Origin of the sequence: Amycolatopsis sp. NPDC051106, from assembly GCF_040682775.1 — a bacterium.
GTDB lineage: Bacteria > Actinomycetota > Actinomycetes > Mycobacteriales > Pseudonocardiaceae > Amycolatopsis.
Genome location: NZ_JBFBBQ010000006.1, coordinates 142,379 through 154,406 on the forward strand (window position 1 = coordinate 142,379; position 12,028 = coordinate 154,406).

Genomic DNA, 12,028 nt, shown 5'->3' on the forward strand with positions numbered 1-12,028 from the left:
CATCTGGTCGATCGCTGACCCGACTGGTAAGGTTTCCAGTCGAGGCCGCGAGCGCTGCTGCGTCGGCGGCCGGAAGCCAGGAGCGGACACACGACGGAGGTCGAGTCATGACGACGATCGATGCGGAACTGCGCCGGAAGAACCGGGAGGCCGTCGAGACGTTCATCGACACGAACAAGCGCGACCAGTACCTCGACCAGTGGGCCGACGACGGCGTGAAGGAACTGCCGTTCGCGGTCCTGGAGGAAACGCGCTGGGCCGGGATCGCCGAGGTCCGCCGCAACAGCGAGGAGAACGCCGTCCGGCGCTCCGGGGGCGACGCCACCCGGCTCGACCTCCGCATCTTCGAAAGTGCCGATCCGAACGTCTTCTGGGTGACCAACCGGTGCTCCGAGGAGAAGACCTTCAACGGGGCGCCCTACCCGCAGCGGTACGTCCACCAGCTCGTCCTGCGGGACGGGAAGGTGACCCTCTACCGCGAGTTCTTCAGCTCCCTGGTGCTCGAGCGCGCGCTGCTCCGCCAGGCCCCGCCCGCGCTGCCCGCCTGGACGCCGGTCGCCTACGACCCGCCGCGGGAGTTCGACGAGGCCGCGGCGGCCGCCTCCGCGGAAAGCGCGCGCGTCGTCGAGGCCTGGCTGGCGGCGGACCTGTCGGACCCGAAGTCGCGCGACGAGCTGTGGGCCGAGGACGCCCTCTTCGAGTTCCCGTTCGCCCCGCCGAACCAGGCGAAGGCGGCCTGGCGGGGCCACGACGAACTCCGTGCCCGCGCCGAATGGTTCGCCGAGAACTTCACGGGTTGCGCGCACGTCGACGTCGAGCTGTTCCCGTCCGTGGACCCGGGCCTGGTGTGGGCGCGCAGCCGGATGGCCGGCACGGCCACCGCTTTCGGCCGGCCCTACCCGCAGACCTACCTCAGCGCGTTCAACGTGCGCGACGGCCGGGTTCAGCTGGCGCAGGTCTACCACGACCCGCTGCTGGTGGCGACCGTGCTCCCGCTGGCCGGCTGAGCATGCGAGACGGGAGCGCAACGGTGACCGAATACGAGCTCGCGCTCGGCGGGACCTGGCGGCCGGCGGTGTCCGGGGCCACCTACGAGACGGTGAACCCCTACACGGGGCAGGCCTGGGCGCGGGTGCCGGACGCCGGCGCGGCGGACGTCGACGCCGCCGTCCGCGCGGCGCGGGCGGCGCTCGACGGCGAATGGGGACGGCTGACCGGATTCGACCGGGCCGCGCTCATGCGCCGCCTGGCGGACGTCGTGGAGCGCGAGGCCGAACGGCTGGCGGTCGTCGAAACCACGGACAACGGCAAGCTCCTGCGGGAGACCCGCCAGCAGACGGCCGGGCTGGCCGGCTGGCTGCGCTACTTCGCGGGACTCGCCGACAAGCTGCACGGCGAGACGATCCCGTCGGCCAAGCCGAACTACTTCGTCTACACGCGCGAAGAACCGGCGGGCGTGATCGCGGCCATCGTCCCGTGGAACTCGCCGCTGGCCCTGCTGCACTGGAAGCTGGCGCCGGCCCTGGCGGCGGGCTGCACGCTCGTCGTCAAGCCGTCGGAGTCGACGCCGGCCTCCGCGCTGGAGTACGCCCGGCTCTTCGAAGAAGCGGGTTTCCCACTCGGAGTGCTGAACGTGCTCACCGGGCAAAGCGCGGAACTGGGCCGGGCGCTGGTCGACCACCCCGGCGTCGACAAGATCGCCTTCACCGGATCGCCCGCGGTCGGCGCGGCGATCGCCGCGAGCGCGGGCGCCCGGCTGACGCCGGTCCTGCTGGAGCTGGGCGGCAAATCCGCCCAGGTCGTCCTGCCGGACGCCGACCTCGAGGCCGCGGCGAACGGCGTGATCGCCGGCATCTTCGCCGCCGGTGGGCAAACCTGCATCGCCGGCTCCCGGCTGGTGGTGCACCGCGCCGTCCGCGAGCGGCTGCTCGGCCTGATCGTCGAGCGGGCCAAGGCCATCCGGCTGGGCGACCCGCTCCTGCCCGGCACGGAGATGGGGCCGCTGGCGAACCAGCGCCAGCTCGACACCGTCCTGGGTTTCATCGACCGCGCGGTCGCGGCGGGCGCCTCCGTCGTGACGGGCGGCCGGCGTGATCCCGAGCTGGGTGGGCTCTTCGTGGAGCCGACCATCCTCGCCGACGTGGCGCCGGACGCCGAGATCGCGCAGAAAGAGGTGTTCGGGCCGGTGCTGACCGTGCTGGACGTCGCGAGCGAGGAGGAGGCGATCGCCGTCGCCAACGGCACCGCATTCAGCCTCGGAGCCGGCCTCTGGACCTCCGACGTCGGGCGAGCGCACCGGGTCGCCGCCCGGCTGCGGGCCGGCACCGTGTGGGTCAACAGCTACCGCGCGGTCGCGCCGAACGTGCCCTTCGGCGGCAGCGGGGCCAGCGGCTGGGGCCGCGAAAACGGCCGCCACGCCGTCGACGAGTTCCTCCACACGAAAGCGGTGTGGATCGAGACCACGGGCGAGGTCCGCGACCCGTTCGTCGTCGGCTGACCGCCGGCATCCCGTCCGTCCCCCTCTGGTCAAAGGAGATCAGGAACCATGGCCACCCCCACCGACCCGCCGCCCCCGGCGGGCGAGCTCTCCCCGCGCCGCTCGGCCCGCGCCATCCTCGCGGGCAGCGCGGGCACCTTCATCGAGTGGTACGACTACGGCCTCTACGCCTACGTCGCGGGGATCGTCTTCGCCCCGCTGTTCTTCCCGCCGAGTGCCGGCAGTGCCGCGACGATCGGGACCTTCGGCGCGTTCGCCGCGGGCTTCGTCGCACGGCCGATCGGCGGCATCGTCCTCGGCGCCTTGAGCGACCGGTGGGGCCGGCGCCCGGTCCTGCTCGCCTCCATCGTGCTGGTCGGCGTGGCCACCGCGGCGATCGGGTTCGTCCCGCCGTACGCGTCCATCGGCGTCTGGGCACCGGTGCTGCTGGTCCTCTGCCGGGTCGCCCAGGGCTTCGGCACCGGCGCCGAGCTCGGCACCGCGATGGTCTACGTGAACGAGTCCGCCCGCCCGCGCACCAAGGGTTTCCAGACGTCGTTCCTCTACAACGCCACGATGGCCGGGTCGATCCTGTCCCTGGTCTTCTTCGCCGGGATCAACCTCGCGATCGGCCAGGCCGCGTTCGTCGCCTGGGGCTGGCGCGTCCCGTTCCTGTTCGCCGGGGTGCTGACGGTCATCGCGCTCCTGCTCCGCCGCGGGATGGAGGAGACCGCGGAGTACCAGCGCGTCAAGCAGGCCCGCGCGCAAGGACGCCTCGCGCAGAGCCGGGCGAATCCGCTCGCCGCGATCAAGGCGGCGTTCACCGCGAGCCCGCGGAACTACCTCGCGGCTTTCCTCATGCCCACCGCCAGCAACGTGATCGGTTACGTGGCCAACGCGTTCGGCATCAGCTACATGGCCAACCAGCTCAAGCTCAGCTTCTCCCAGACGGCCCTGGCACTGCTCGTCATGTACGTGGCCGGCGTCATCGCCTTGCCCCTGTGGGGAAAGGCGTGCGACCGCTGGAGCGCGAAGACCGTCCTCCTCATCGGCGCGGTCGCCGGGATCGTGCTGGCGTTCCCCTACTTCGCGCTCCTCACCACGCGGAACATGACCTTGGTGGTCATCGCCGGCGCGGTCCTCTGGGCGGCCTGCTGGTCCCCGAGCGTCGTCGCGCAGCTGGTGATCGGCCCGGTGCTCTTCCGCACGGAGTCGCGGGCCGCGGGCTTCACCTCGTCGCGCGAGCTCCAGCAGGCGCTCGTCGCGGGGCCGACTCCGCTCCTCGCGGCGGCCCTGATCATCCAGCTGGACGGCGCGCCGTGGTTGGTCGCGGGGCTGATCCTGGTGGCCCAGGTCGTCACCGTGGTCTCGATCAAGCTCGGCAGGCCGCAGCTCTCGGCGGCCGAAATCGGTGCGGTGCCGGCACATCGGGGCCTCGCCGCCGAGCGCGAGCCGGCGAAGGCCTGAGGCCGGGCCGATGTCGAGTCCGGCCTTGCTGGAGCGGTACTCGGTGCTGCGCGCCTGCGACATCGACGCGTTCCGGGCGTCGGTGTCGCAGGTCCTCACCCCGCACCGGCTGACCCCGCATCGGGTACGCGGCGTGGTGACCGCCGACGTCGCCGTTGCCTCGCTGGGTCCGCTGTCGCTGGTCTACGGCCAGCACCGCGGGGCCGAACTGGAGGTCGCGCTGACCGAGCAGGTCGACTACTACGACGTCAACCTGTCCTGGGGCGGGCACAATCGCCTCACCTGCGGCGCCGACGAGATCGTGGTGGACCGGGACACCGCCGGGATCATCTCGCCGTCGATGCCGGTGAGCATGCGACTGAGCGCCGAGTACCGGCAGCTCCACGTCCGGATCGAGCGCGCCGCGCTGGAGGCCCGGCTCGAGGAGCTGCTCGGCCGCCCGGTCACCGCGCCGCTGGTGTTCCGCCCCGCGATGGACCTGCGCGCCCCGGCCGCCGGGTCGTGGGCCCGGGCCGTGGCGCTGCTGGTCGGCGATCTGGGCACGGGTACGGGCCTGGCCGCGGCCTGGACCCTCGGCGACCACCCCTGGTCGGCGTTCCTGATGAGCGGGTTGCTGCTCGCCCAGCCCCACAACTACACCGCCCGGCTCGCCGGCAGCCGGGCCGGCGCCCACCGGCCCGGGCCGCTCCGGCGGGCCGTCGAGCTCATCGAGACCCGGCCCGGCAGTGACCTGTCGCTGGAGCGGCTCGCGCGGCACGCGGGAGTGAGTTCCCGTTCCCTGCAACGCCATTTCCACGACCACGTCGGCGTCTCGCCACGTGAGTACGTCCAGCGCACCCGGCTCGCGCGCGTCCGCGAAGAGCTCGCCGCGGCCGGCCCGGGATCGGGCGTGACGGTGACGGAAGTGGCCCTGCGGTGGGGCTTCACCCACGTCCCGCGCTTCGCCGACGCCTACCGACGCCGCTTCGGCGAGCCACCCTCGACCACCTTGCGCGCGCTCCCCAAGGACGCGCACACCGACTCCCTCCAGGAGGAACGATGACCACACAGGCTCTCCCGTCCGTGACGGTGCCCCTGCAGTACGCGGACCCGGCCGAGCCCGCCGGGATCTTCTACGCCGGCCAGCACGCGGCTTCCACGGCCCGCTTCCGTTCCGTCGACACCACGATCACGAACGCCCGGCCGATCCGCGAGGACTTTCGTCTCGACGTCCAGGGGTTCGCGCTGGTCGAACACCGGACGAAGGTGCAGGACTTCACCGACACCGAAGAGGTGGAGCGGGTCTACCAGGCCGAACTGGAGGAGCTGGTCAAGGCGGCGACCGGCGCGGTGAAGGTCGTCGTCTTCCACACGATGGCGCGCTTCGAGGACGGCGAGAAGCGGGGCGAACGCCCGCCGGCGCGCGCGGCGCACGCCGACTACGACGGCGCGAGCTTCGAGGTCTGGATCCGCCGGGCCATGGGCGCCGAGGCCGACGAGTGGCTGTCGGGACGCTGGTCCGAGATCAACGTCTGGCGCGGCATCCGCCCGGTCGAGCGGGTGCCCCTCGCCGTCGCCGACGCCCGCACCACCGGCCTGGACCAGTACGTGGCGGTTCCGATCCACGAACGCCCGGACCAGCCGATGCCGTTCACCGGGCTGAACCTCGTGCACGACCCGAAGCAGCGCTGGTACTACTTCCCGGACATGCAACCGGACGAGGCATTGCTGTTCCGCCTCTGGGACACCGACTCTTCGGTGCCGTTCCCGGTGGCGCACAGCGCGATCGACGACCCGACCTCGCGCCCGGACGCCGCCCCGAGGGCCAGCGTGGAGGCACGCACGGTGGCGTTCTTCGGCTGACGACCTCCGTCACGCTCGGCCGGTCGCGTGGCCGCGGATGTGTGCGATCACGGCGTTCAAGGCGGCTTCGAGAGCGTGGGTGCCCTTCGTCGCCGAGCACGTCGAATTCTTTCCTAGCGCGATCAACCCGACGACATCCTCGCCGTCTGCCGCGAGCTGGACCAGTACATGCCCGTCCTGGACGGCGAAGCATCCAGCCCCCGCCGGCGGGCCACGAACTCCCGGGGTGCGAAAAAATACCCGGAAAGCACGATCTCGCTCCATGGTGCGGTCTTTGGTGCGCGCGAGCCGGATTGCCCCGGTTCGTTGCTAGCTTCGCCCCAAGGCCGAATCCCGCCCGAATTACCCGGGGGACCACCATGGACGAAATCTTCAGGCTGTTGCTGCTGCGCCCGCCCGCACCCGGCGTCGCCATGACCGTGACGCCGGGGGCGCAGTTCGCCGCCGCACTCAGGGAAGCCAACCAGAGCGAGGATCCGAAGGCGGGACGCCGGCAGGCCGCGACCACGCTCGTCGAGTCCGCACGCGGGTTGAAGACGATCACCGATCTGGCGCTCGGCACCAAACTGGTGACGATGGACGCGCTCATCACCGGCACCGCTCCACCCAATCCCAGTGCGCTCCCGTCGGTTGTCAACCAGATCTTCGGAATGTCGCCGAGCCAGGTCATCGGCGCGCCGGAATTCACCACCGACCGGGAGCGGATCGCCGACAACCTGATCGCCGCGGTGATCCTCTCCGCCGACGGCCCCCTTTCCGCGGTCCGGCTGGAGGACCTGCTGACCGTCCTCGTCGTCGTCGAGGCGACGGCGAAGCAGGACCCGGTGCTCGCCAAGCCCGACGGGCTGCGCGTCCTGCTCGCCCGGCCGGCCGTCATCGCCGCGGGCGTGCTGCCCGCCATCCAGGCCGTCGCGGCGGTGCGCCCCGCGGACGACCAGGAGCGCCGGCTGGAAACCGAGGCCGGCGACGGCCGGGAAGCGGAACTCCGCACCCGGGTCGACGACCTGCTCGCCCTGAACCACGCGCTCGCCGCCGTCGCCCCCGAGGACATCGCCGTTCCGCGGGCCGGGGAACGGCCGGCGCCGGAAGGACGGGACACAGCCGGCACGGACCCGGTCGCCGTGCTGCGCGCCCGCCTGGTCGAGCAGCTCCTGGCGGGCGAGATCGACGAACCGCCCGCCGCGTTCTCGGCCAGCCTCGGCGTCCTCAGCGCCACCGCGACGGCGAGCGCGCTCCCCGTCATCCCGGGCGGTGCCGGCCCCCGGCTCGTGCTCACCGCCGGGGCCGTGGCCGCCCTCGGCCCCGGGAACCGGGCCACGGCCGAGTCCCTGGGCCTCGACCTGACGGCCGTCCCGCTGCCGACCGCGGTGGCGCGGGTGCACACCGAACTGTCCTCGAACTACACCGAGCTGGCCGAGTTCGCGCCGGCCGGTGACGTGTACGCCGTGGTCGGCGGGACGGTCCAGCGGTTGCCGGAACGACCTTCCCCGGCCCTGGCGCCCACCGCGGTGCCGACGACCCACGGCACGCTCAAACCGGTCGGCGTCGGCGACCTGCTCGTGGTGCGCCAGCAGCTCAAGCGGTACGAGGGCGGCGAGGTCGGCCACGTCGAGAACGTGCTGCGCGGCGAGGCGAAGAAGCGCACCCACCTGCGCTCCCGCACCACCGAGCAGACCGACACCACCGAAGAGGTCCTCGAATCCACCGAGGAGCGGGACAACCAGAGCACCGAGCGCTTCGAGCTGAAGCAGGAGGCGGCCACGGTCCAGAAGGAGGACTCCACCTTCAAAGTCGGCCTCTCCGTCTCCGGTTCCTACGGCCCGACGATCGAATTCAAGGCTTCCACGGACTTCTCGCTCAACAAGTCCAAAGAGGAATCGGCGAAGACGGCCACCGGCTACTCGAAGGAGATCTCCAACCGGGCCGCGTCGAAGGTCACCGAGAAGCACCGCGAGGAGCGGATCCTGCGCACGCTCGAGGTCTTCTCCGAGACCAACGAGCACGGCATCAACAACGCCACCGGCAACGGTCCCGTCGTCGGCGTCTACCAGTGGGTGGACAAGGTCTACGAGTCGCAGGTCTACAACTACGGCAAGCGGATGATGTTCGACCTGATGATCCCGGAGCCGTCCGCGTTCTGGCAGTACGCGATCACGACCTACCCGAAGCCGGGCGCGACGCTGGTCCGGCCTGTCCCGTTCACGCTCCGGCCGAAGGACCTCAACAGGGACAACTACGGCGACTACGTCCAGCGCTACCAGGCCGCCGGGGTGAACCCGCCGCCGGAGGAGTTCCAGACCGTCGCCAAGACCTTCGAGGGCACGTCCTCGCACGACGAGCACGTCCTCACCAAGACCGCGGAGCTGCCGCTGCCCGCCGGCTACTCGGCGCTGACCGGATTCGTGGCTGCCACCGGTTCCATCTGGGACGACTGGCTGGACAGCTGGGGCGTCGACGTCGTGCTCGGCGATCGGCTGGTCTCCTGGAAGAAGCAACCGCTCGAAACCCAGCACGTCACCATGGGCACCGAAGAAGGCGCTGTTCCGCTGACCGTCTCGGCATTCGGCTGGGCCACGCTGACCCTCGCCGTCGAGGTCACCTGCAAGCGGACTCAGCGGGCACTCGACGCCTGGCAGCTCGCCACCCACCAGGCGATCACGCAGGCCTACCTCAAACTGGACCGGGACTACCAGGACGCACTGGCCGCGCTGCAGGTGCAGACGGCCAGCCAGATCCTCGGCCGCAACCCGATCGAGAACCGGCTGATCGAACGCACCGAGCTGAAGAAGCACGCGATCGCGGTGTTCACCGCCCAGCACTTCGGCGCGTTCGGCGCGGTCCAGTCGTCGGTGCCGGAGGGCTACCCGGAACCCAGCCTGACCGAGGCCGAGCTCCAAGGCCGTTACGTGCGGTTCTTCGAGCAGGCCTTCGAATGGGAGCACATGACCTACCTGTTCTACCCGTACTACTGGGGCCGCAAGGCGAACTGGGCGGCGCAGGCCGTGCTGCAGGACACCGACATCCAGTTCTCCGAGTTCCTGCGGGCCGGGTCGGCCCGCGCGGTCGTCCCCGTGCGGCCGGGGTTCGAAAGCTCGATCGCGCACTTCCTCAACACCGGCGAGATCTGGAACGGCACCGAACCGCCCACGATCACGGACCCGACCTACGTCGGCGTCATCACCGAGATCAAGGAACGCGACCAGGCCAAGGGCCTCGAGGTCGCGCAGGGCGATCCGTGGGACGTCCGCCTGCCGACGACCCTGCTCCGCCTGCGCCCGGACGGATCACTGCCGCAGTGGCGGAAGAACCCGGACGGGAGCTGGAGCCCGGTGGGCGACAACTGAGCGGAGGAGAGATGGCCAAGCCGCCGCGCTACCGCATCCACCCCGCGATCGGCGTCGCCCGGATGGGCAACGCGCCGAGGGAGCAGTTCTTCATCGGGCCCGAGGTGCCCTACCGGAACGCCACCGGAGCCGCCGGGATCGGCACGGCCGTGCCGCCGTTCAAGGCCCGACCGGGCAACGAGCTCAAACCGCAGGCCGCCCGGTTCCGGGTCTTCGAATACACCGAGTCCGGCGGGAAGTACACCGTGTCCCGGGAGATCACCCTCGACGAGAAGGACGTCGTCGAGCTGACCTGGCAGGTGCACCTGGCCAACCGCAAGGCGTCGTTCTTCGAGTTCAACGGGCTCACCGGCTCCCCGCTCGTGCCGAAGGCCGGTGCCCGCCGCAACGCCGCGCTCAGCGGGCCGAACCCCCGGACGCTGGAGATCGATCCCGGGCCCCGGAAGATCACCGGCCGGGCGAAAGGCCCGGTCACGTTCACCAAGGGAACCTCCTCGAACCCGGCGAAGGAGCTGTGGCCGGACCCGCAGCCCTCGCCGCCGATCGAGTACCTCGGCGAGCTGCGCACCGACGGCGCCGGGCGGCTGGTGGCGCTCGGCGGCAAGGGCGTCGCGGGCAGCCGGGCCGGCGCGAAGATCAAGAGCTACGCCAACAACGACGGCTGGTTCGACGACGCGTCGGACGGCCCGGTCACCGCGGTCCTCCGGCTGCGGGGACCGGACGGGAAGCCGCGGCCCGTCCCGGTTTCCGGCGCGTGGCTGCTCGTCGGGCCACCGGACTTCGCCCCGGCCGTCCAGACACCGGTGACGTTGTACGACGTGCTCCTCGATCTCGCGGCCACGCGGCTGCCGATCCCCGCGGACGAAACGGTTTACGACACCGGAGAGTCGTCGCAGCTGCGTGCGCTGGCCGCGGACCTGGGTGGTGGCGGCACCAAGCTGACGAAGTTCAAGGTCGACTTCGACCGGGACGTCATGCCGATCCTGCGGCGCTCGGTCCTGGCCACGTGGACGTTCGGGCCGCTCGCCGATGCGCACACGCAGCTGGGTGCCGGACCGGGGCTGGCGGCGATCTGGCCGCAGCTGTCCGATCCCGCCCAGCCGAACAACCTGCGTGCGACCACCCTCGCCTACCTCCGAAAGCCCGGCACGCCGGGACTCACCGGCAGCGACACCATGCCCAAGCTGCTCGGCGACGACCCGTACGGCAAACAGAGCACCGGCCGCTGGGGCCTGACGCTCACCGGCACCCAGCTGGCGATGCTGACCGAGTGGGCGAAGGGGAACTTCATCGCGTCGGCACTGGGCCAGGGCCACTTCACTTCGCCGGTGTCGCCACCGAGCGTCACCCCGCACGGCCTGGACCGCGCGGCGCTGGAGTCCTGTTCCGGCGGCGCGTTCTTCCCCGGGATCGAGGTGGGCTGGCAGATCCGCGCCCCCGAGCTGTTCGCGGAACCGTTCCGCGTCAAGCACGGCGCGCCCTCGAAGTACGTCGGCGACATGGGCGTGACCGTGCGGGCCGGCCACTTCAGCAGGCAGATGGCCCTGCCGTGGCACGCGGACTTCCTGCAGTGCAAGAACGAGCAGCAGCGGGTCTCGAGGGACGAGTACGGGTGGTGGCCGGCGCAGCGGCCGGATGCCGTCTACCCGACCGTCGCCGAGGCGGAGAAGCGGGACGCGAGCGGTGCGCGCACCGGCAAGATGCTGCCGTGGAGCAGGCCCGGCACGCCGCCATGGCCGGGCGGATCGGGCGACGTCCCCTCGTACGACGAGATGCTCGCGAACTGGTGGAAGTTCGGCTTCGTCGTGATGACTCCCCGGGGGAGCTTCACGGAGTCGGAGCGCCACGGCACGATCCCGTGACCGCGGACGTGTGCGTGGTCGGCGCGGGTCCGGCGGGCGCCGCGGCGGCCATCGCCCTCGCGCGGACCGGCGCCCGCGTCGTCCTGATCGGGTCCGCGAAGGCGCCGCCAGCCGGCACGCTGGAGCTGCTGTCCGGGCACGCCCGCCACTGCCTGGACATCCTCGGCCTGACCGGCACCGTGGCCGCGCGGGCGCCGGTCTGCGCGGCGACGATCTCCCGGTGGGGCGGCGCGGACTTCGCGGAGCGGGCCGGCATCCTCGAGCCGGCCGGTCCCGGCTGGGTGGTCGACCGGCACTGGCTGAACCCGGTCTTCCTGACGGCCGCGCGGGCGGCCGGGGTGCGGCACCTGCCGGCCCAGGTGACCGGCGCGGTCCGGGACGGGCTCGGCTGGACCCTGCACTGCGCCGACGGTGCCGCCGTCCGGCGGATCACCGCCCCGCGGGTGATCGTGGCGTCCGGCCGGACCGGCCGGGTCGCGGCGCGCTTCGGCCTGCCCCGGACGACCGGGCACCGGATGGTGGCCATGACGGCCTGGCTGCCGGGCGATCCGCTGAGCCTGGGGCACCGGCTGCTGGTCGACCACGGCCCCGGCGGCTGGTGGTACGCGCTGGGGGACACCCAGGGGACGTCGGTCGTCCACTGCACGGACGCGGACCTGCTGCGCCCCGGCACCTGGCGTGCCGCGGCCCGCGACGTCGGCTGGGCGGAGACGCTGCGGCCGGCTCGCCTCCCGGCGCTGCGGGCCGCCCCGACCGGGCGGGCCGTCGCCGCCACCGGCCCCGGCGTCACGCTCGCCGGGGATGCGGCGCTGGCCGTGGATCCCCTCTCCGGACAGGGCCTGACGCTGGCCCTCGAAACGGCGCTGGCGGCCGCGCGCGACGAACGCGGCTACGGCGACTGGCTGGCGGAACGGACCCGCGCGCACGCACGGCAGTCACGCGCGGTCTACGGCCTGGCCGGCGACACCCGCGAGTTCTGGCGACGGCGCGCGGTGCCGGGGTGACGCTCGGGATCGTCGCCGGTCGACCCGGCCGGC

Annotated in this window: 8 protein-coding genes; all 8 read left to right on the forward strand. The window is 72.1% G+C overall.

The features are described from left to right. Positions 1 to 107: 107 nt before the first annotated feature. Entirely contained in the window at positions 108 to 1,007 is a 900-nt protein-coding gene (locus AB0M83_RS07425) for a PhzA/PhzB family protein (protein WP_364513882.1), read from the forward strand. Positions 1,008 to 1,030: 23 nt separating this feature from the next. Continuing rightward, positions 1,031 to 2,497, forward strand: a complete 1,467-nt coding sequence (locus tag AB0M83_RS07430; RefSeq protein WP_364513884.1) for an aldehyde dehydrogenase — start codon at positions 1,031 to 1,033, stop codon at positions 2,495 to 2,497. A gap of 48 nt (positions 2,498 to 2,545) precedes the next feature. Then, entirely contained in the window at positions 2,546 to 3,943 is a 1,398-nt protein-coding gene (locus AB0M83_RS07435; RefSeq protein WP_364513887.1) for an MFS transporter, read from the forward strand. Positions 3,944 to 3,953: 10 nt separating this feature from the next. Continuing rightward, a complete protein-coding gene (locus AB0M83_RS07440; RefSeq protein ID WP_364513890.1) occupies positions 3,954 to 4,985 on the forward strand; it encodes an AraC family transcriptional regulator in 1,032 nt (343 codons plus the stop codon). Continuing rightward, the gene (locus tag AB0M83_RS07445; protein ID WP_364513893.1) at positions 4,982 to 5,785 is read left to right on the forward strand and encodes a CmcJ/NvfI family oxidoreductase; all 804 of its coding nucleotides are present in this window, start codon (positions 4,982 to 4,984) and stop codon (positions 5,783 to 5,785) included. Before AB0M83_RS07440 ends, AB0M83_RS07445 begins: the two co-directional genes overlap by 4 nt. A 359-nt stretch (positions 5,786 to 6,144) precedes the next feature. Next, a complete protein-coding gene (locus tag AB0M83_RS07450; RefSeq protein ID WP_364513896.1) occupies positions 6,145 to 9,129 on the forward strand; it encodes a hypothetical protein in 2,985 nt (994 codons plus the stop codon). An 11-nt stretch (positions 9,130 to 9,140) separates the two neighbouring features. Further along, the gene (locus AB0M83_RS07455) at positions 9,141 to 10,991 is read left to right on the forward strand and encodes a LodA/GoxA family CTQ-dependent oxidase (protein ID WP_364513899.1); all 1,851 of its coding nucleotides are present in this window, start codon (positions 9,141 to 9,143) and stop codon (positions 10,989 to 10,991) included. After that, the gene (locus AB0M83_RS07460; RefSeq protein WP_364513902.1) at positions 10,988 to 11,995 is read left to right on the forward strand and encodes an FAD-dependent monooxygenase; all 1,008 of its coding nucleotides are present in this window, start codon (positions 10,988 to 10,990) and stop codon (positions 11,993 to 11,995) included. The genes AB0M83_RS07455 and AB0M83_RS07460 overlap by 4 nt, the downstream gene beginning before the upstream one ends. The last annotated feature ends 33 nt before the right edge of the window (positions 11,996 to 12,028 follow it).